The sequence below is a fragment of the Bradyrhizobium sp. MI1.11 genome (genome assembly GCF_055811255.1).
The window spans coordinates 15,763-35,620 of the sequence record NZ_JBVVPM010000005.1 but is presented as its reverse complement, the minus strand read 5'-3'; the positions used below and the strand labels follow the sequence as shown (position 1 = coordinate 35,620).

The 19,858-nt window shown below is 63.9% G+C and carries 22 protein-coding genes; 13 read left to right on the top strand and 9 right to left on the bottom strand.

Annotation, left to right across the window (positions count from 1 at the left end; translation table 11 throughout):
• The first annotated feature begins 51 nt into the window (after positions 1-51).
• Both AC0L30_RS06850 and AC0L30_RS06845 read left to right on the top strand, forming a co-directional pair.
• Entirely contained in the window at positions 52-573 is a 522-nt protein-coding gene (locus AC0L30_RS06850; protein WP_473404075.1) for a hypothetical protein, read from the top strand.
• Positions 574-690: 117 nt separating this feature from the next.
• Positions 691-1,725: an amidohydrolase family protein gene (locus AC0L30_RS06845; protein ID WP_473404074.1), complete on the top strand. Its 1,035-nt coding sequence runs from the start codon at positions 691-693 to the stop codon at positions 1,723-1,725.
• A gap of 98 nt (positions 1,726-1,823) precedes the next feature.
• Here the strand turns inward: AC0L30_RS06845 and AC0L30_RS06840 are convergent, their stop codons facing one another.
• Positions 1,824-2,279 carry a cupin domain-containing protein gene (locus AC0L30_RS06840; RefSeq protein ID WP_007599517.1) on the bottom strand — a complete coding sequence of 152 codons (456 nt, stop codon included), beginning with the start codon at positions 2,277-2,279 and terminating at the stop codon, positions 1,824-1,826.
• A 235-nt stretch (positions 2,280-2,514) separates the two neighbouring features.
• Here AC0L30_RS06840 and AC0L30_RS06835 point away from each other — a divergent pair, with 235 nt between their 5' ends.
• Positions 2,515-3,069 (top strand): hypothetical protein, encoded by a 555-nt coding sequence (locus AC0L30_RS06835; protein WP_007599516.1) that lies wholly within the window; start codon positions 2,515-2,517, stop codon positions 3,067-3,069.
• Here AC0L30_RS06835 and AC0L30_RS06830 read toward each other — a convergent pair whose 3' ends face one another.
• A complete protein-coding gene (locus AC0L30_RS06830) occupies positions 3,070-4,326 on the bottom strand; it encodes an aminopeptidase (RefSeq protein WP_063994582.1) in 1,257 nt (418 codons plus the stop codon).
• A 113-nt stretch (positions 4,327-4,439) separates the two neighbouring features.
• Positions 4,440-5,801 carry a class-II fumarase/aspartase family protein gene (locus AC0L30_RS06825; protein ID WP_473404073.1) on the bottom strand — a complete coding sequence of 454 codons (1,362 nt, stop codon included), beginning with the start codon at positions 5,799-5,801 and terminating at the stop codon, positions 4,440-4,442.
• A gap of 431 nt (positions 5,802-6,232) precedes the next feature.
• On the opposite strand from AC0L30_RS06825, the gene AC0L30_RS06820 reads away from it, so the two are divergent.
• Positions 6,233-7,792, top strand: coding sequence for a winged helix-turn-helix domain-containing tetratricopeptide repeat protein (locus AC0L30_RS06820; protein WP_473404072.1), 1,560 nt, complete (start codon positions 6,233-6,235; stop codon positions 7,790-7,792).
• Positions 7,793-7,840: 48 nt separating this feature from the next.
• Here the strand turns inward: AC0L30_RS06820 and AC0L30_RS06815 are convergent, their stop codons facing one another.
• Together AC0L30_RS06815 and mddA are read right to left on the bottom strand one after the other, a co-directional pair.
• Positions 7,841-8,263: a GFA family protein gene (locus tag AC0L30_RS06815; protein WP_473404071.1), complete on the bottom strand. Its 423-nt coding sequence runs from the start codon at positions 8,261-8,263 to the stop codon at positions 7,841-7,843.
• Positions 8,264-8,492: 229 nt separating this feature from the next.
• On the bottom strand, positions 8,493-9,278 hold the full coding sequence (mddA, locus tag AC0L30_RS06810; RefSeq protein WP_473404070.1) for a methanethiol S-methyltransferase: 786 nt from the start codon (positions 9,276-9,278) through the stop codon (positions 8,493-8,495).
• A 134-nt stretch (positions 9,279-9,412) separates the two neighbouring features.
• On the opposite strand from mddA, the gene AC0L30_RS06805 reads away from it, so the two are divergent.
• Positions 9,413-10,963 (top strand): winged helix-turn-helix domain-containing protein, encoded by a 1,551-nt coding sequence (locus AC0L30_RS06805; protein WP_473404069.1) that lies wholly within the window; start codon positions 9,413-9,415, stop codon positions 10,961-10,963.
• Between the two features lie 7 nt (positions 10,964-10,970).
• On the opposite strand, the gene irr is transcribed toward AC0L30_RS06805, so the two are convergent.
• Positions 10,971-11,366, bottom strand: coding sequence for a Fur family transcriptional regulator Irr (gene irr, locus AC0L30_RS06800; RefSeq protein ID WP_473404068.1), 396 nt, complete (start codon positions 11,364-11,366; stop codon positions 10,971-10,973).
• Positions 11,367-11,631: 265 nt separating this feature from the next.
• Here irr and AC0L30_RS06795 point away from each other — a divergent pair, with 265 nt between their 5' ends.
• From AC0L30_RS06795 to AC0L30_RS06775, 5 genes are all read left to right on the top strand, one after another.
• A complete protein-coding gene (locus tag AC0L30_RS06795) occupies positions 11,632-11,943 on the top strand; it encodes a hypothetical protein (RefSeq protein ID WP_007599501.1) in 312 nt (103 codons plus the stop codon).
• Positions 11,944-12,161: 218 nt separating this feature from the next.
• The gene (locus tag AC0L30_RS06790) at positions 12,162-13,712 is read left to right on the top strand and encodes an ABC transporter substrate-binding protein (protein WP_473404067.1); all 1,551 of its coding nucleotides are present in this window, start codon (positions 12,162-12,164) and stop codon (positions 13,710-13,712) included.
• Between the two features lie 203 nt (positions 13,713-13,915).
• Complete coding sequence (locus AC0L30_RS06785) at positions 13,916-14,887, top strand: ABC transporter permease (protein ID WP_473255477.1); 972 nt, start codon at positions 13,916-13,918, stop codon at positions 14,885-14,887.
• Positions 14,884-15,723 carry an ABC transporter permease gene (locus AC0L30_RS06780; RefSeq protein WP_473404066.1) on the top strand — a complete coding sequence of 280 codons (840 nt, stop codon included), beginning with the start codon at positions 14,884-14,886 and terminating at the stop codon, positions 15,721-15,723. The genes AC0L30_RS06785 and AC0L30_RS06780 overlap by 4 nt, the downstream gene beginning before the upstream one ends.
• 2 nt (positions 15,724-15,725) lie before the next feature.
• Positions 15,726-17,345: an ABC transporter ATP-binding protein gene (locus tag AC0L30_RS06775; RefSeq protein ID WP_473404065.1), complete on the top strand. Its 1,620-nt coding sequence runs from the start codon at positions 15,726-15,728 to the stop codon at positions 17,343-17,345.
• A gap of 18 nt (positions 17,346-17,363) precedes the next feature.
• Here the strand turns inward: AC0L30_RS06775 and AC0L30_RS06770 are convergent, their stop codons facing one another.
• Positions 17,364-17,633, bottom strand: coding sequence for a hypothetical protein (locus AC0L30_RS06770; protein ID WP_246648674.1), 270 nt, complete (start codon positions 17,631-17,633; stop codon positions 17,364-17,366).
• A 346-nt stretch (positions 17,634-17,979) separates the two neighbouring features.
• On the opposite strand from AC0L30_RS06770, the gene AC0L30_RS06765 reads away from it, so the two are divergent.
• Both AC0L30_RS06765 and AC0L30_RS06760 read left to right on the top strand, forming a co-directional pair.
• Entirely contained in the window at positions 17,980-18,144 is a 165-nt protein-coding gene (locus AC0L30_RS06765; protein WP_007599491.1) for a hypothetical protein, read from the top strand.
• Complete coding sequence (locus AC0L30_RS06760; protein ID WP_007599488.1) at positions 18,141-18,350, top strand: hypothetical protein; 210 nt, start codon at positions 18,141-18,143, stop codon at positions 18,348-18,350. Before AC0L30_RS06765 ends, AC0L30_RS06760 begins: the two co-directional genes overlap by 4 nt.
• Before the next feature lie 91 nt (positions 18,351-18,441).
• Here AC0L30_RS06760 and AC0L30_RS06755 read toward each other — a convergent pair whose 3' ends face one another.
• A complete protein-coding gene (locus tag AC0L30_RS06755; RefSeq protein ID WP_007599485.1) occupies positions 18,442-18,735 on the bottom strand; it encodes a hypothetical protein in 294 nt (97 codons plus the stop codon).
• 124 nt (positions 18,736-18,859) lie between these two features.
• Positions 18,860-19,207 carry a hypothetical protein gene (locus AC0L30_RS06750; RefSeq protein ID WP_007599478.1) on the bottom strand — a complete coding sequence of 116 codons (348 nt, stop codon included), beginning with the start codon at positions 19,205-19,207 and terminating at the stop codon, positions 18,860-18,862.
• Between the two features lie 236 nt (positions 19,208-19,443).
• Here AC0L30_RS06750 and AC0L30_RS06745 point away from each other — a divergent pair, with 236 nt between their 5' ends.
• Positions 19,444-19,764 carry a hypothetical protein gene (locus AC0L30_RS06745; RefSeq protein ID WP_007599476.1) on the top strand — a complete coding sequence of 107 codons (321 nt, stop codon included), beginning with the start codon at positions 19,444-19,446 and terminating at the stop codon, positions 19,762-19,764.
• The last annotated feature ends 94 nt before the right edge of the window (positions 19,765-19,858 follow it).

The window sequence follows — 19,858 nt, the reverse complement described above, 5'->3', positions numbered from 1 at the left end:
AAGTCGGCTGCCGCCCGGTCGTGCTGATCTCCCCGCAAACAGGAGATCGACATGAGCGACTTTGCGAGATTATTGCACGCGGACGGACCGAACCCCGAGCACGCGGCGGCGCTCCAGCTTTATGGCCGCTTCGTCGGCGATTGGGACGCCGAGATCACCGCCCATGGACCCGATGGAACGAAACACACCGCGCCCGGCGAAATCCATTTCGGCTGGGTGCTGGAGGGCCGCGCCGTGCAAGACGTCTGGATCATTCCGCGCCCGGCTGGCAGCCCGGCCTTGCCGATCGCCGGCAATTGGTACGGCACGACGCTGCGGGTCTACGATCCGACCATCGATGCCTGGCGGATCTCCTGGTTCGATCCCGGCCGCGGCATATTCCGCCAGCAGATCGGCCGTCCACGCGATGCCGACATCGTTCAGGAAGGCACGACCGAAGCCGGCGACCTGACGCGCTGGAGTTTTACGGAAATCACCGAGGATTTCTTCCATTGGCTCGGCGAGGTCAAGCCGGCCACCGCAACCGATTGGCGGCTTTCGGTCGATGTGAGGGCGAAGCGGCGCAAGGATTGACGACGGCGCCGCTGTGCCCGCGATGACGGGTGCGGTTGCGAAACGCGCGCTGCTGCACGCGAGAACGAGGTGTTAGGCTCCCAGAACAAGAAGCATACATCAAGGGAGCGAACGCCGATGGCCGCAAGCGGTTTGCCCGCCAACACGAGCGGGCTATTCGTCGAGCCGCGCGAGGACTGGCTCGCGCTGCATCGGGAGGAGATCATCGATCCCTCGCGGCCGATCGTCGATCCCCATCACCATCTCTGGAATCGCGGGCACCGCTATTTGATCGAGGAGATGGCGGCGGATATCGCCTCCGGCCACAACATCACCGCCACCGTCTATGTCGATTGCCGCTCGATGTATCGTGCGCACGGGCCCGAAGCATTCCGGCCGGTCGGCGAGGTCGAGTTCGCCAATGGCGTCGCCGCGATGAGCGCCAGCGGCGGCTATGGCAAGGCGGCGATCTGCGCCGGCATCGTCAGCCACGTCAACCTGCTGCTCGGCGATGCCGCACAACCGGTGTTGGAGGCCGAGATCGCGGCGGGCAACGGTCGCTTCCGCGGCATCCGGCATTCCTCGGCCTGGGACGCAGATCCCGCAGTCGCCGGCATGTATGCGAGCCGGCCGCAGGGATTGTTGCAGGACCCGACCTTCCGGAAGGGCTTTGCCTGTCTCGCGCCGCTGAACCTGAGCTTCGACGCCTGGCTGTTCCATCCGCAAATCGGCGAGCTGACCGAGCTCGCCCGCGCATTTCCCGACACCAGGATCGTGCTCGACCATTGCGGCGGCCCGGCCGGAATCGGCCGCTTTGCCGGGCGACGCGAGGAGGTGTTTGCGCAATGGCGCGCCTCGATCCGGGAGATCGCGAAATGCGAGAACGTCGTGGTGAAGCTCGGCGGGCTCGCGATGTGCCTGCTCGGCTACGACTTCCATTTGCGCGAGAGGCCGCCGTTATCCGAGGAGCTTGCCGCGGCGTGGCGGCCTTACATTGAAACCTGCATCGAGGCGTTTGGACCCACGCGCGCGATCCCGCCGGACAAGGGCCAGTGCAGCTATCAGGTAATCTTCAACGCCTTCAAGCGTATCGCGGCGCCCTTGAGCGAGACCGAGAAGACGGCGTTGTTCTCGCAGACCGCGAGTGATTTCTACCGGCTCGATCTGCCTTAAAGTGATTGGCGCCATGACGAGAACAGGGGCCGGGATGTTGATCCCGGCCCCCTGTTCCGTCGTGACCGCTGGGAAGCGTCCTTGAAACTGATTGAACTCTAACCGGCGCCCATCAGCGAGGCAGGACGGCGCTCGCCGGTGGAGACGAAGATCTTCTTGAGCTTGTTGAGGACGCGGATCAGGAAGCCGATCATCACGGGATTGGTCTTGCGGCAGAAGGCGATCTTCTTGACGTGGCCCTCGACATGCCATTTGGCATGCGCGCCGTTGCGGAAGAAAATGACGTCGCCCGGGCCGTAGCGCTTCGGCGGCATGCCGTCGCTTTCGAGCACGATCGACCCTTCCATGATCATGATCGTCTCATCGATGTCGTAATACCAGTTGAAGCGGCCTTCGGTGCAGGCCCAGATGATGGTCGAAGCGGTGCCGTCGGCGCTGGTGGACAGGATGTGCGAGCGCGACACCGGATTGCCTTCGATGATCCAGGACGGTTCGATCGGCCGCAGCTCGAGATCTACATTGCAACTACTGATTTCAATCAATGCGCGCGACATCTGTTCCCCCAGGGGATAAAATATGATCCGCCGGGTCTCGGCCCGGATTGTTCAAAGATGGCGGGAACGCTAGTAGCCGGTTTTTAATTCTTTCTTACGCAGGGTCCGACAATCAGCCGCAAGTTGCAGACGCGAAACGGTTAACGTCCCAATTTCCCTGCAATTTCGTACACATGAACCCTTCTTTTCCGGGGTGCGACAAAGTGCGCGAAGCTATCTGAAAGGAGCCATGCCGATGCCCCTCACCCCGGAGGTTCTCGCAACTCAAGGCGAGGTCGTGGCCTGGCTCGGCAGCCTCGATGTCTCCTTCGCAACCGACGAGGAGCCCTGGTTCACCGTCGATGGCATCGAAAGCCCCCGGCAGATCGGCAGTGACGGCTCCGGCGGCGCGTTCGTTCTGCTGCCGTCCCAGAATGTGCTCTACGTCTCGTCGGAAGGCCGCGCGGGAATCATCGCGGAGAGTTTCGAGGCTTTCGTCAAGCTCGTCGTGGCGCACCCCTATTGGCTCGACATCCTCAAATTTTCCGCCGGCGGTGATCTCCATGAGATGCGGCGGGCGGCGGATGCGCTGGAGGCCACACTCGACGACGAGGACGACGTCAACGAGGCCCGCGAGCAAATCCGCGGGGGTCTCGACCTGCCCGAGGCGAATGATCCGGTCGGTGCGCTCTACGACGCGGTGGCGGCCTCCGACGCCGTCGTGCGGGCCACCGACGGCAGCCCGTTCACGACGCTGTTCAACCGCTTCAGCATCGACAACAGCCCGATGCTACGCAACGCGGCGGCGTAGTTACTTCGCCCATTCGCCCTTGCGAAACACCGGCACTTTGCTGCCGTCGGCCAGAATGCCGTCGATGTCGGTCTCGGCCGAGCCGATCATCCAGTCGATATGGATCAGGCTCTGGTTGCCGCCTTGCGCGGCGATCTGCTGCGGCGTGAGCTGGGCGCCGTTGACGAAGCACTTCGAGTAGCACTGGCCGAGCGCGATGTGCGAGGCCGCGTTCTCGTCGAACAGCGTATTGTAGAACAACAATCCGCTCTGCGAGATCGGCGAGGAATGCGGCACCAGCGCCACTTCGCCGAGACGCCGCGCGCCCTCGTCGGTGTCCAGCACCTTGTTCAGCACCTCCTCGCCGCGCGAAGCCTTGGCGTCGACGATCCTGCCGTCCTCGAAACGCACTGCGATGTTGTCGATCAGCGTGCCCTGGTAGGACAGCGGCTTCGAGCTCACGACATGGCCGTAGACGCGCCGGCAATGCGGCGTGGTGAAGACCTCTTCGGTCGGGATATTGGCGTTGCAGCTGATGCCGTTCTTGGAGAGCGAGGCGCCGCCCTCCCATTCATGGCCGTCGGCGAGCCCGATGGTGAGGTCGGTGCCCGGTCCCGAATACTGGAGCGCGCGGAAACGCTGGCCGTTGAGCCAGTTGGTGCGCTCCCGCAGCACCGCATTGTGGCTCGCCCAATTGGCCGGCGCATCGTCGCGATCGACGCGGGACGCTGCGAAGATCGCGTCCGCGAGCTTGCCGATCGCGACCTCTTCAGGATCGTTCGGAAAGACTTGCTTCGCCCAGGACGGGCTCGGGTAGGCAATGATGTTCCAGTTGGTGTCGAAATTGACGATCTTTTCCAGAGCCGGCTGATAGGCCATGGAATTGGCCTTGCTGGCGCGCGCGACCTTGGAAGCATCTTCGCCCGAGAGCAGCATCGGATTGTCGCCGACGATGGCGAGACGCGCGGTGTTGTTCGAGAACGCCTTGGCCATGCCCTCGTAGAGCCAGTTGGCGGCGCGATCGAAGCTGTCGTCGTGGCCGTGGCGATAGCGCGCCAGCGTCATCTCTTCGTCGGAGAGAATGGGCGTCACGATGCCGGCGCCGGCCTTGTAGGCATGCACCGCGATCCGCCGCACCAGCGGCAACGCGATCGCAGGTGCCGTCAAGAGCAGATCCTGGCCCGGCCGCAAGCCCAGGCCCACCTTCACCGCCACCTCGGCCAGCCGGTCGAGCTTCACGGGATCGATGGGAGTGGAGGTGATGCGTTGATCAGTCATGCCGGATCCTCTGCCGAACGTCTCTCGTCCAATCTAAGTCTAGCATCGCGAGACACAAGTGCGCGAGTGCCTTGCGACCCCCCAAAGATACGCAGTTTCGCGCATTTTGGTTTTCAACGCGTTGCCGATTTCAGCACCCGGTCGACCATGGCGGGAGCAAGGCCGAGGTAATTTTTCGGTGATGTCAGCGCCTCGATCGTGGCACGGTCGATTCTGACAGAGACGCGGGAATCGGACGAGAGCGCGTCCGCCAGCGTAAGACCTTTCTCATTGGCGAGCCGGCAGGCGTCATAGACCACGTCATGGGCCTCCTGCCGCCCGATCTGCGGCGCGAGCCCCATCATGACGGCTTCGGCCACGATCAGACCGCGGCTGACGGCGAGATTTTCGTTCATCTTGCTTTCATCCACGATGAGGTCGGCGAGCGCGAACTTCGCCTGGTGCAAGGCGCCGGCGGTCAGTACGAAGCTCTCGGGGATCGCCATCCATTCGGCGTGCCAGGGCCCGGTGGCGCGCTCGAAATCCTGCACCATGGCATCCAGCATGAGGCCGGCGTGCTGGCGCACCGCCTTCGACGCCGCGAGCATCAGTTCCGAGGAGATCGGGTTGCGCTTCTGAGGCATGGTCGAGGAAGCACCGCGTCCCTTGACGAAGGGCTCGTAGACCTCGGCGAATTCGGTCGAGGCCATGATCATGATGTCGAGCGCGATCTTGCCGAGCGAGCCGGTGACGAGCGCCAGGAAGTTGACGGCCTCGGCAAAACCGTCGCGTGCGACGTGCCAGGTCGAAGCGGGGACGCCAAGCCTCAGTTCGGCGCAGAGCGCTTCCTGCACCTCGAACCCCTTGTCGCCGAGCGAGGCCAGCGTGCCGGCGGCGCCGGCGAACTGGCCGACCAGGACGCGCGGCTTCAATTCACTGAGGCGCTCGGCGTGGCGGTCGAACATCGCGAGCCAGATCGCGGTCTTGTAGCCGAAGGTGACCGGCAGCGCCTGCTGGAGATGGGTGCGGCCCGCCATCGGCGTGTCGCGGTAGCGCTTCGAGAGGTCGGCAAGGATTGTGCGCAGCGCGGCGATGTCCTGCTCGACGAGCTCGAGCCCGGCGCGCAATTGCAGCACCACGGCGGTGTCCATGATGTCCTGCGTGGTCGCGCCCCAATGCACATAGCGGCCGGCATCGCCGCATTGCTTCACCATCTGATGCACGAGCGGCAGGATCGGATAGCCGACGACATCGGTCTCCTGCCGCAACAGGTCGAAATCGAGCGCGGCAACATCGGTCCGCGCCGCGATCTGGTCGGCGGCATCGTGCGGAATCACCCCGCACTTCGCTTCCGCTTTCGCCAGTGCCACCTCGACCTCGGCATAGCGCGCGACCGTCGCGATATCGGAAAACACCTCCCGCATCTGCGGCGTGCCGAAGGCATCGCGGAACAGCACGGAATCGAGCACGGTGGTCGAGGCATGAAAAGCGGGCATGGGCGTTTCTTCGTGGTTGGTGTTTTGTGTGGGCGGCAGCTTACGCACGCGGAACTGTTCGGCAATGGACATTCACCGTTCGTCACACATTCGATGCCGTCGCGAAGGCCAGGACAACATGGGAAGCTGCCGCACGCCATTGCCTCAACACCGACATTGCGAGGAGCCCTTGCGACGAAGCACTCCACGCTGTCCGCGCGGCGACAGGCTGGATTGCTTCGCTACGCTCGCAATGACGTGATGAAATCGCGACAATCCGGCCGAACCGGCCACGTTCTAACCAAGGCTGCATTCCTCCCCGTAAACTGCATGGCTGCCATCACGCGATCGTGGTGAACCGGGCAGGCCCCTCGGTGGACTCACAGACATCAGCCGAAATCCGTTTTGCTTTCATCATTGCCCGATGTTGCCTTGAGGTCTGAGTTTTCGACGTGCAGTTTCTGTTCCGGGATCACCTGCTCGATACCGACTTGCGCGAGCTGAGCCGCGAGCAGGTTCCCGTTGCCGTGGAGCCGCAGGTCTTCGATCTCGTTGTCCACCTCATGGAGAACCGCGACCGGGTGGTCAGCAAGGACGAGCTGATCGACAAGATCTGGCACGGGCGCAGCGTGTCCGAATCCACGCTGACCAGCAGGATCAATGCGGCACGCAAGGCGGTCGGCGACACCGGCGCGAGCCAGGCGGTGATCCGTACCATCTCGCGCAAGGGTTTTCGTTTCGTCGGCGACGTCGAGACCAAGCGTGGAGCAACCGCGCCGGACTCCGATTTCGGAGCGAAGCTTCTGCAGGCCCCGCTGGCGCTACCGGACCGGCCGGCGATCGCGGTGCTGCCCTTCACCAACATGAGCGGCGACCTCGATCAGGATTATTTCTCCGACGGGATCAGCGAGGACATCATCACCGCGCTGTCGAAGCTGCGCTGGTTCTTCGTCATCGCGCGCAACTCCTCCTTCGTCTACAAGGGCCGCGCGGTGCACATGAACGAGGTCGCGCGCGAGCTCGGCGTGCGCTACGTGCTCGAAGGCAGCGTGCGGCGGAGCGGCGATCGCGTGCGCATCTCCGCGCAGCTCAACGACGTCTCGACCGGCAGCCATCTCTGGGCCGAACGCTACGACCGCGAGCTTGCCGACATCTTCGCCGTGCAGGACGAGATCACCGAGGCGATCGTCGCCGCGATCGAGCCGCAGCTCTATACCGCCGAGAGTTTTCGCGCCCAGCAGAAGCCGCCGGGAAGCCTGGATGCCTGGGACCTCGTGATGCGCGCATTGTCGCATTACTGGCGCATCACCCGCGAGGACAATGCCGCCGCGCAAGGATTGCTCGAAAAGGCCGTCGCGCTCGATCCCGCCTATGGCAAGGCGCTCGGCCTGCTCGCGACCAGCCACATCTTCGGCGCGCATATGGGCTGGTCCGACATGGCCGCGACCGTGCCGGTCGCCGAGCACGCCGCGCTCGCGGCGGTGGAGGCCGATCGTGAGGATGCCTGGGCCCATCACGGCCTGGCATACACTTATTTATTCCGCCGCCGCTTCGACGACGCACTGGCGGAATTCGAGCTGGCGCTGAACCTCAATCCGAACTTTGCGATGGCGCACGCCTTCTACGGCGTGACGCTGTGCTACGCCGGACGATGGCAGAACGGCGATGTCGCCGCGCGCCGCGCGCTGCGGCTGAGCCCGCGCGACCCGCTCGCGGCGATCTATTGCGGCGTCGCGGCCTATGCCCGGTTCATCGGCCGCGATTACGAAGGCGCCGCACAGATGGCGCGCGAGTCGATGCGGCAGCGCGCCGATTTCGTCGGCGCGCATCGCGTGCTGACGGCCGCCACCGGAATGTCGGGAGATCCCGCGCGCGCGGCTTCCGCCCTGGAAGGCTTGCGCCGCGCCCAACCGGGCATCTCGCTCGCCTGGATCACGCGCGAGCTACCGATGCTGCGGGACGAGGATCGCGAGCATTACCTCGAGGGATTGCGGCGCGCGGGGATGACATAGCGAATCTCTCCTCTCCCCGCTTGCGGGGAGAGGAGAGAAGAAAGCGCATCACTCCTGCATCATCTCGCCGCTGCCGCCGAATTCGGCCGGGAAATCCTTGAGCTTGGGCAGGCCGTCGCGCATTGGCAGCACCGTCTCGGCGTAATTGACGTGGACGCCGGGCGCGAAGGCGAGGGTGGGAATGGTGGCGGTGAAGACGTCGATCAGGCCGAGCGGCGGATGGTTGGTCATGAGATGGCCGCCGCACTTCTTGCAATTTTTGCGCTGGCTGAGCGGCGTCTTCGCAAAGGTCTCGACATTCTCTGCACCTTCTGTGATGCGCACGGCTTCGGGCTTCCACAGGCTGAAGGCGTTCACCGGACCGCCCGACCACGAGCGGCACGAGCTGCAATGGCAATAGCCCATCGCCTCCGGCGCGCCTGTGACCTCGATCGTGACCGCGCCACAGAAGCAGTTTCCAACATGTTTCATTAGGTCGTCTCCGTTGATGATTGTTCAGATTCCTCTCCCCGCTGCTGTTTGCCGATAAGTCGGCAAAAAGGAATGCGGGGGTCGCGACGAGCTTCGCTCGCACTAATAGCGTCGGGGTGAGGGGGATTCACCCCGAGAAACGTGGAAGGCCGGGTCGGCAAGCTCCGTTACGCGCCTCGGCGCCGCCGCGCGTCCTCCTTTCGGCGGACGCGGCCGAACGACGCGCAAGCTATACTGACTTGCGCCAGGGAATAAGCATCGACACCCGTTGTTTGTAGTGCCGGTACTCGTCGCCGAAGAGATCGATGAGGTCGTGCTCCTCCAGCGCGATGCCGACGAAGATGTAGGCCGTCGTCACGGCGGCGAACAGCAGATGGCCCGCGGTCATGACCGGCGCCGCCCAGAACGCGATGATGAAGCCGAGATAGATCGGATGACGGACGAACTTGTAGAGCAGCGGCGTCTTGAAGCGCGGCGGCGACGCCTCCTTGCCGACGAGATGATTGGTCACCTGATGCAATCCGAACAACTCGAAGTGATTGATGATGAAGGTCGAGGTAAACACCAGGACCCAGCCCACCAGCGACAGCGTGACGATCGTCACAGCAAGATCCGGGTTCGCGACGTCCCATATGACCGTGGGCAGCGGACGCCACTGCCAGAACAGGAGAAGCAATGACAGGCTGGCAAACAGCACATAGGTGCTGCGCTCGACCGGCTTGGGGACGTACTGCGTCCACCAGGCCTTGAATTGCCGGCGCGCCATGACGCTGTGCTGGATCGCAAACAGGGCCATCAGGAGCAGATTGATGATGACGGCCTCGGCCACGGGCGTATCCGTCCCGGTGTCGATGGTCTTCGGCACCACCAGCCCCATGACGAAGCCGATGGCGTAGAGAATGGTGACGAAAAACACGAGATACGCCGCAATTCCGTACAGAAAGGCGATGAACTTGAAAATGCGTGAGCCCGCAACCGGGCCGATAGGATGAACCTGATGATCAATTTGGGTCATAAACAGCTCCGTTGTGCCAAAACGCCGGCACTTCATTGGTCGCTGCACCATGCCGCACCGGAGGTCCCAAGACTTTCGCGGACGGTTGATTTTCGCCTGAGACGACTTTGATTTTTGCTTGAGACGACAGAAACGTGCGATTTCGCTTTGAAAACAACGTGCTCGACGGCGACCTGCGGGAACTCACCTGCAGCGGCGCCGCCGTGCCGTTGCAGCCGCAGGTGTTCGATCTCCTGCTCTATCTGGTGGCGCAGCGCACCCGTGTGGTCAGCAAGGATGACCTGATCAGCCAGATCTGGAGCGATCGGATCATCTCGGATTCCGCCCTGAACAGCCGGATCAACGCCGCGCGCAAGGCGCTCGGCGACGACGGTGCGAGCCAGCGGCTGATCAAGACCATTCCGCGCAAGGGCTTTCGTTTCGTCGGGGAAGTCCGGGAAGAACTGGCATCCGCGCCCGCCCCCACGCAACCCGTCGCTGCCCTGCCGCGCGCCCTGGCGGACCGTCCGGCGGTCGCGGTGCTCGCTTTCGAGAACATGAGCGGCGATTCCGCACAGGACTATTTCGGCGACGGCATCAGCGAGGACATCCTCACCGCGCTGTCGAAGCAGCGCTGGTTCATGGTGATCGCCCGCAACTCGTCCTTTACCTACAAGGGACGCGCGGTTCACATCCGGCAGATCGCCGAGGAACTCGGCGTCCGCTACATCGTCGAAGGCAGCGTGCGCAAGTCGGACAACCGGGTGCGCATCACCGCGCAGCTCAACGACGCCACGACGGGCAGCCATCTCTGGGCCGAGCGCTACGACCGCGAGTTGGTCGACGTGTTCGCCGTGCAGGACGAAATCACCAACGCGATCGCCGCGGCGATCGAGCCGCAGATTCATGCGGCGGAAAGTTTTCGCGCCCATCGCAAGCCCCCCGCGAGCCTGGATGCCTGGGATCTCCTGATGCGGGCGCTGTCGCATTACTGGCGCGTGACGCGGCGGGATCACGAGACCGCGCGGGCGCTGCTGGAACGCGCGGTCGGCATCGACCCGAACTACGGCCAGGCGCTGTCGGTGCTCGCGGCGAACCACATGTTCGGCGTGCATCTCGGCTGGGCCGAGCTTGCCGTGGTGGCGCCGGTGGCCGAAGCCGCCGCGCTCGCCGCGGTGCGCTGCGACCACGAGGATGCCTGGGCGCACGCCGCGCTCGGAAGCGTCTACTTCTCGACGCGAAGGCTTGCGGACGCGCTGTCCGAGTTCGAACAGGCGCTCGCGCTCAATCCCAACTTCTCGCTGGCACAGGGCTATTACGCACTGGCGCTGTCCTATGCCGGACGACCGAAGGATTCATTCGAGGCAGCGCAGAGGGCCATGCGGCTCTCGCCGCGCGATCCATCCCTGGCGATCTATCACGGCATCGCCGGCTATGCCCGCTTCATCGAGCGGCGCTATGGCGAGGCCATCACGCTCGCGCGCGAGGCGATCCGCCACCGCGGCGACCTCACCGGCGCTTACCGCGTGCTCGCGGTTTCTGCCGGCATGACCGGCGACGGCGTGCTTGCGGAGATGGCGCTGGGCGAGCTCCGCCGCACGCAGCCCAACATCTCGCTGCGCTGGATCGCGACGCAATTGCCATGGGCGAACGACGCCGACCGCGAACACTATCTGGAAGGGTTTCGGCGGGCGGGCTTGCGCTAGACGATCGTCATGCCGGGTCTACGTCACGCTTCCGGCGCAGATGGACGACGACGTCGAGCCGCGCGATCTCGTGGCCCGGAAGCGCCTCGGGCATCCTGGTGAAGGTCAGGCCGTCGGCGACGTCGACCAGCACATCCTCGCCTTCGAGGTAGAAATGCGGATGCACGGACGTATCGGTGTCGAAGAACGACTTGATGCCGTCGGCCGCGATCCGCCGCAACAGGCCGGCTTCGGTGAACTGGTTCAGCGTGTTGTAGACGGTCGCAAGCGACAGCCGCAGATTGGCGGCGGTGGCTTCTTCATAAAGCCTCTCCGCTGTCACATGACGATGAGGGCAGAGGAACAGCATTTGGCCGAGCGCCAGGCGGTGGCGCGTCAGCCTGAGGCCGGCGTCCCCGAGCAATCGCGCGCAACGTGCCGACGCCTCGTCTGCGAAAGAGATGGCGATATCGTCTGAATCCGCTTCGGATGGGGGTGGAATGGACGTTCATCGCCGATGGACTCGCAGTTGACCGGGCACGCGGGGCTTCACCCGTCCTGCCATCAGATCGCAGAAGCGGCAGCCCGGCTTTGATCCGAATCAAATCCGGAACGAGCCCGCCTCTGACCTATCGCAAGGCGGCCGAGTTTATTCCCGGCCAGAATAGCCTGACATCAATGAGGCTCACATGTCCAAGCCGGTTCCCGACAAGGCAGAGATCGCGCTCGAATATCCCGACAAGTTCTATGTCGGCACCTTCGGGCATTCATCGCGGTTCGAGGCACGTCTCGACGGAAGCGGCGTTGCGCTGGTGCTGCAGCATCCGGGCACGGCGGACGAGCGCAAATCGGTGCACCTGCACCTCAATTTCGGCCTGCTCGCCGGAATCCTGCGCGAACTCGCGGGCAGTGTCGCGGCCATCCCCAAGGACGACATCGCGCACCGGGAGCAACTCGCGGACGCGCTTGCCGAGTTGCAACGGGTGCTGCGGCCCTCCTGAAGCAGGGCGGCGCGGCGGCGCCGGCTTGGCCGTCAAATGCCATAACAGGACGCGCTGTACATTTTTTGGGCGAACACTGTCGAGACTTTCATCTTGCGGCGCCGAATGAGACTGTGTGAGCCTCGATCCCGGATGGGGACTGGGATGGGCCTGCCGTAGCTTTGCGCGCCATGACGTGCGAAGCGTTTGCGGCTGGTCTCGCTTGAGAAAGATACGACATGTCAAAACGAGTGTTGCTTGGTGTCCTCCTGGCTTGCGGCCTCGCGGCCCCGGCGCTGGCGCAAGAGCCGAAAGCGGGTGGAGCGATCAATGCCGTGATTCAGCCCGAGCCGCCCGGCCTGATGCTGGCGATGGTCCAGAACGGCCCGGTGCAGATGGTGTCGGGCAACATTTTCGAAGGCCTGCTGCGCTACAGCCCCAAGCTCGAACCGCAGCCGGAGCTCGCCGAGAGCTGGAGCGTCAGCGAGGACGCCAAAACCTACACGTTCAAGCTCAGGAAGGGCGTGACCTGGCACGACGGCAAGCCCTTCACCGCCGCCGACGTGCTGTTCTCAATCGAGATGCTGAAGCAGACCCACGCGCGTGCCCGCAACAATCTGGCGCAGGTCGACAAGGTCGAGGCTCCCGACGACTACACTGTCGTCTTCACGCTGAAGCAGCCGTTCGGTCCGTTCCTCGGCATCTTCGAGGTCGGCTCGATGCCGATCGTGCCGAAACATCTCTATGAAGGCACCGACTGGAAGACCAATCCCTACAACAACGCCCCTGTCGGCACCGGCCCCTTCATGTTCAAGGAATGGCAGAAGGGCTCTTTCATCCGCCTGGTCAAGAACCCGAACTATTACGAGAAGGGCAAGCCCTATCTCGACGAGATCTACTGGCAGATCATTCCCGATGCCGCGGCGCGCTCGGTGGCGTATGAGACCGGCAAGGTCGACGTGCTGCCCGGCGGCTCGGTCGAGAATTTCGACGTGCCGCGGCTGTCCAAGCTGAAGGACACCTGCGTCACCGGCGCCGGCTGGGAGTTCTTCTCGCCGCTGGCCTGGCTGTGGCTCAACAATCGCCAGGGTCCGCTCGCCGACAAGCGGGTGCGGCAGGCGGTCATGTTTGCGATCGACCGCGACTTCGCCAAGGACGTGATCTGGAACGGGCTCGGCAAGGTCGCGACCGGCCCGTCGGCCTCGACCATCAAATACTACACCGACGACGTGCCGAAATACCCTTACGATCCCGCCAAAGCCAAGGCGCTGCTGAAGGAAGCCGGCTACAAGGGCGAGAAGATCCGTCTTCTGCCGCTCGCCTATGGCGAGACCTGGCAGCGCTGGGGTGAAGCCGTGAAGCAGAACCTCCAGGACGTCGGCATGAACATCGAGACCATCGCCACCGACGTTGCCGGCGGCAACCAGAAGATCGGCGACTGGGACTACGACATCGCTTTCACCTATCTCTACCAGTACGGTGATCCCGCACTCGGCGTCGGCCGCAACTACGTCTCCAGCGCCATCGCCAAGGGCCAGGTGTTCAACAACGTCGAGGGTTACTCCAACCCGGAGATCGACAAGCTGTTCGCCGACGGCGCGGTTGCTACGCCGGACTCCAAGCGCAAGGAGATCTACGAGAAGGCGCAGAAGATCCTGGTCGAGGACGTGCCGGTGGCCTGGATGCTCGAGCTGCAATTCCCGACCATCATGCGTTGCAAGGTCAAGAACCTGATCACCACCGGGATCGGGGTCAATGACGGCTTCAAGGACGCATGGCTCGACAAGTGAGGGCGTGCCTTCCTTCACCTCTCCCCGCTTGCGGGGAGAGGTCGACGCGCTCGCAGAGCGCGGCGGGTGAGGGGGTACAGATCCATCGGCATTCTCGCCCGTGGAGAGAGGCCCCTCGCCCCAACCCTCTCCCCGCAAGAGCGGGGCGAGGGAGCACAATGCCCCCGTGGCTTCAGGTCACGCAACAAGACATGACCCTCTAGATGCTCTCCTTCGTCGCTCAGCGTGTCGTGAAGGGCGTGATCGTCCTGCTTGCGATCGTCGTCCTCAATTTCTTCCTGATCCGGCTTGCGCCCGGCGATCCCGCCGTCGTGATGGCGGGCGAGGCCGGGGCGAGCGACCAGATCTTCGTCCAGCAGCTCAGGGAGAAGTTCGGCCTGGACAAGCCGCTGCCCGAGCAGCTCTTCATCTACGTCAAGGGCATTGCTACCCTCGACCTCGGCTTCTCCTTCCGCCAGCAGGCACCAGTCGCGAAGCTGATCGGCGAGCGGCTGCCCGCGACATTGCTGCTGACGCTGACGGCGTTTGGGATCTCGCTCGTGCTCGGCGTTCTCTTCGGCACCTTCGCCGCGCGCTTTGCCGGAACCTTTCTCGACACCGCGATCACCGTCTTTGCGCTGATCTTTTACGCCATGCCGATCTTCTGGGTGGCGCTGATGGGCATCCTGCTGTTCTCGGTCACCATGGATTGGCTGCCGAGCTTCGGCTACGAGACGGTCGGCGCCAACCTCACTGGCTTCGCTCATGCCGTCGATGTCGCGAAGCACCTGATCATGCCGGCGATGACGCTGGGCCTGTTCTTCATGGCGACCTACACCCGCATGACGCGCGCCTCGATGCTGGAGGTGAAGCGGCTCGACTTCGTCAAGACCGCGCGCGCCAAAGGCCTCTCCGATGCCGTGATCCAGCGTCGCCACGTCCTGCGCAACGCGCTGCTCCCCGTCGTGACGCTCGCCGGCGTCCACTCCGGCACCCTGATCGGCGGCGCCGTCATCACCGAGACCGTGTTCGCCTGGCCCGGCATCGGACGCCTGATGTACGACGCCCTGCTCCAGCGCGACTACAATCTGCTGCTCGGCGTCTTCGTGATCTGTTCCGCCATGGTCCTGATCTTCAACCTCATCACCGACCTGGTCTATCGCCTGGTCGACCCGCGCATCGAATTCACCACATGAAACAGTTCTGGAAATCGATGCTGAGGAGCCCGAGCGGCGTCATCGGGCTCATCATCCTGCTGCTTGCGATCTCGGTCGCCTTGTTCGGTCCGATGCTGTTCCCGAACTCGCCCTGGCGCATGGTGCAGCGGCCGTTCCTGCCGCCGTTCACGCTCGCGACCGTGCCGCTCGGCACCGACGCGCTCGGCCGCGACGTGTTCGCCGGCATGATCTTTGGCGCACGCGTCTCGCTGCTCGTCGGCATGGTCTCCACCCTGGTGGCGCTCGTCGTCGGCGTTCCCATTGGCGCCATGGCCGGTTATTTCGGCGGCAGGGTCGACGACGCCCTGATGCGCTTCACGGAGTTCTTCCAGACCATTCCGAGCTTTGCGCTCGCGATCGTGCTCGTCGCGATCCTGCAGCCCTCGATCTATTCGATCGTCGCCTCGATCGCAGTGGTGAGCTGGCCGCCGGTCGCGCGGCTCGTCCGCGGCGAGGTGCTGTCGTTGCGCACGCGGGAGTACGTCCAGGCCGCCGTGGTCACGGGCCAGAGCAACACCTGGATCATCCTGCGCGAAATCCTGCCGAATACGCTGTCGCCGGTGATCGTGCTGGCCTCGCTGATGGTGGCGACCGCGATCCTGCTGGAATCCTCGCTGGCGTTCCTCGGCCTCGGCGATCCCAACCTGATCTCCTGGGGCTACATGGTCGGTGCCGGCCGCACCGTGATCCGCCAGGCGTGGTGGATCACCGTGTTTCCCGGCGTCGCCATCCTGATCTCGGTGCTCGGCCTCAATTTGATCGGCGAAGGCCTCAACGACGCGCTCAATCCGCGGCTGTCGCGGGAGGGCCGCTGATCATGACCGCTCCGCCCGCCGTCTCCATCAAGAACTTGCGGATCGCGTTGCCCAAGGGCGCCGAGCGTCCGTTCGCGGTCGACGGCGTCTCGCTCGATCTGCGGCCCGGCAAGATCGTCTGCGTCGTCGGCGAATCCGGCTCCGGCAAATCGATGTGCGCGCATGCGCTGATGGGACTGTTGCCTGACACGGTCACCGTCACCTCCGGCGAGATCCAGTTCGAAGGCCGCGACCTGCTCAAACTCGACGACGACGGCTGGCGAGATCTGCGCGGCCGCCGGCTCGCGATGATCTTCCAGGAGCCGATGACCGCGCTCAATCCGTTGATGCGGATCGGCGATCAGATGGCGGAGATGTTCGAGGCGCACGGGCTGCTCACGCCGAGGGAGCGGCGCGCCAAGGCGCTGTCGCTGGCGCGCGAGGTCGGCCTCCCCGACCCCGAGCGCATCGTGCGCGCCTATCCGCACCAGCTCTCCGGCGGCCAGCGCCAACGCGCCATGATCGCGATGGCGCTCGCGCTCGAACCGGCGGTGCTGGTTGCGGACGAGCCGACCACCGCGCTCGACGTCACCACGCAAGCGCAGATCCTGAAACTGATCCGCAACCTCCAGCGCAATCGCAACATGGCGGTGATGTTCATCACCCATGATTTCGGCGTGGTCGCCGACATCGCCGACCAGGTCATCGTGTTGCGCCACGGCAAGGTGGTCGAGGAAGGCCCCGCCTCGGCCGTCTTCAACGCGCCGCAGCACGACTACACCAAGGCGCTGCTCGCCGCCGTGCCCACGATGGACCCGCCCGCCCGCAACCCTCTCGACGACCAGGCCAAAGCGGTCGAGGTGATCGGACTGGACAAGACCTACGTCACCTCGGGCGGCTGGTTTCGCGAGGACCGTCGCGTCGATGCCGCACGCGAAGTCAATTTCACGATTCTCAAGGGCGAGACGCTCGGCCTGGTCGGCGAATCCGGTTCCGGCAAATCGTCGGTGGCCCGTCTTGTGATGCGGCTGGTCGAAGCCGATCGCGGCACCGTGCGGATCGGCGAGACCGATCTCACAAAGCTCGCGGGCAAGGCGCTGCGCGCCGAGCGCCACCGCATCCAGATGATCTTTCAGGATCCGTTCGCCTCGCTCAATCCGCGGCGCAAGGTCGGCCACATCATCGCCGACGGCCCGATTGCGGCCGGCACCGATCCGAAGGTGGCGTTCGACCGCGCCCGCGATCTCCTCAAGATGGTCGGCCTCGATGCCGGCGCACTCGAACGCTATCCGCACGAATTCTCCGGCGGCCAACGCCAGCGCATCGGCATCGCGCGCGCGCTCGCGCTCGAACCCGAAATCATCGTCGCCGACGAAGCCGTCTCCGCGCTCGACGTGTCGGTGCAGGCGCAAGTGCTGAGACTGCTTGAAGACCTCAAGGCGCGTCTTGGCCTGTCGATGCTGTTCATCACCCACGATCTGCGCGTCGCTGCTCAAATCTGCGATCGCATTGCGGTGATGCAGCGCGGCGCCATTGTCGAACTGAAGCCGACCGCGCAGCTGTTCGCCGCGCCCGAACATGCCTATACGCGCGAGCTGCTCGCGGCAGTGCCGGGGCGCAAGGATCGCGCGCCGGCGGCGTAAGTCAGCCGATCGCGATTTCTACTTCGGTCGGGGATTCGTGTTGTTCCAGGTGGGGACCGAGTTTGTTACGCCGACGGAGGGCTGGTTGGACGTTCCGACCGATGGCGCTGTCACGGTCCCGACGGTCTGCCCGGAACTTCCAATAGTCCCTTGCTGTACTGGTGCTCCGGAGCGTCCGCTCGTGCTGCTTGGTGTCCCCGTCCCCGACGTTTGTGCGTTGACGGCGAGTGGCGCTGCAGCCAATCCGAGAGCGATAAGTGCAGCAATGGAGCGTTTCGTTCTTGTCATGGCTGATCCTTTCGGGCGCGGTCTCTCAATCGCGATGCCGTTCGTCGAGGCACCCGTGCACTGAGTGACCTTACAACTCCACGCGCGACAAAATGTGCCGCAGTGCCATCATCCCGCGTGGCTCAACTCTTCATCACGATGCTGCGAAGCGGTCCCCGCCGAACAGATGCGCCGTGAGATCGGCGCATCGCTGAAGGTACCCCGCTCCCCCTCAGGAGCGGAATCCTCACGGGCTTTTTATCCCTCGTGACCGCCCGCACGGCTGCAAAGCCGAAGGCGACACCCCACATCCGGATGAAATGATTTCCATCATGTGATGATGGATTGAGAATCTATTGGAGACGACATGGGCCAGGTTATTGAGTTTGTCTCGAAATCCGAGCGCGAGCGCATTCGCCTCATCCAGGAAGCGCGCGCGATCTACGACAGCATCTTCCCGCCGGCTGATCCGGTGAGCGAACCATCAAGCGGAGCCTCCGCGCGTCGCAGCGACGGAGGCAACCTCGCGTGATCAAGATCATCGCCGTGCTCTGCAACCTCGCCTCTCCAGCGAACTGTCATGAGCAGACCGTCACCACATCCGATTTCGCCGACGTCTCGATGCAATCGTGCCTGATGGGTGCGCCGCAGCTTGCCGAATGGATGAACCAGCATCCGGCCGAGCGCCTCGCGGGATGGCGCTGCGTGATCGGCCAACAGGCCGGCCGGGGCGCCTGAGGGCGCATGCTCCCCTCTGGGGGCGTTGCGATCTTCACCTTGCGACCGGCCGCGCTGATCGACATCGGCTCTCGCCCAGAGCGTTCGCGTGCTATCGAACCGGCGGGTTGGTATTGCTCCAGGTCGGAACCGAGTTGGTGACGCCGACGGAAGGCCAATTATACGTGCCGATCGACGGCGCCGTGACCGTCCCCACCGTCTGTCCTGAGCTGCCGTAAGCCCTCGACGGCACGGCCATCGACCCTCCAACGCTGCCATAACTCGGGGCCGCCATAACGGAGCTGTAGTGTCTGGCGGACCTGTGCTTCTTCGCCTCGACAACGGAGGGAGCCGTAGCTAGGCCAACCGTGATAAGTGCGGCAATCGCGAATTTGATGCCTGTCATCGCTGATCCTTTCGTCGCCGTAGACCCCGTACGCCAAGTGTTCATTGTTCGGAAGAATTCCATAGCACTCCGTTCATAACTCCGTGCGCACACGAAGGTGCCGGAGCGCGGTCGCACGGCATGATCAGCGCCGCCGCGGACGACAGGCCTTGCGGTTGTGGCGCTCCTTGACGGTCGCGACCGAGTGCATCAGTTCCTTGAAGGCCGCGATTGCCTTGTCATCGCCGAATGCGCTGTCACCGAGCGCTTCCAGATGCTCAATGACCACGAGCAGCGCATCCGCGACCTGGCCGATCTGCTTGCCGTAACTGCCGACATCCGACAGTAGGTCCTTCTCGACATCGGGCGCCGAGGATTGGCCCACCGTGATGTTCACGAGACCGAACTGGCCGCCGGCCGGGCTGAAGAACGACGTGATCGGGTTGATGGACTGCACGACGTCCCCCGACAGAGGCAGCTTGAACACGGGCATGCGACTATTCTTTCCTTTGCTGAGCCCGGCGGGCGCGAGACTAGCACGCCCGCCCGCTACCGCGCCTCGCCTTCGGATGGACCCGAATCAGCGCTAAAGCGTTTTCGAGCGAAGTGGATGCCGGTTCGCGTGAAGAAAACGCGTCGAAACAAGGATCTAGAGCTTCGGTTCTGATTCAATCAGAACCGATAATGCTCTAGTGCATTCACCTCATCGACTTCGCGTATTGAGGCGATATGACCGGTCCCGAACTGAAGCAACTCCGCAACGATCTCTCGGACGTCCTCGAACGCAAGCTCACCGCGGCCGACATGGCCCGGCTTTGCGGATTGCCGGAGAAGGGCGGCGCCGACACCATCCGGCGCTGGGAAGTCAGCGGCCCGACACCGTCCGCGACCAAGGTGCTGCGCGTGCTCGCGATGGCGAGCGAGCGCTACCCGATCCTGGAGAAGTTCGACGTCTTCGATCGTCATGACGTGCGCGAGGAAGACCGGCCCGCAAAGCGCGCTGCATTCCGCGAACAGATGCGCGATGAGGCGCGGCGCCGTCTTGGTTAATGAGATGCGCGCGCAAGTTACACTGACAGCGCCGAGTTAAGCCTTCCTTCACCACTTCTTAAGCCGACATTAAGCACGAAAATCATTTACGGCC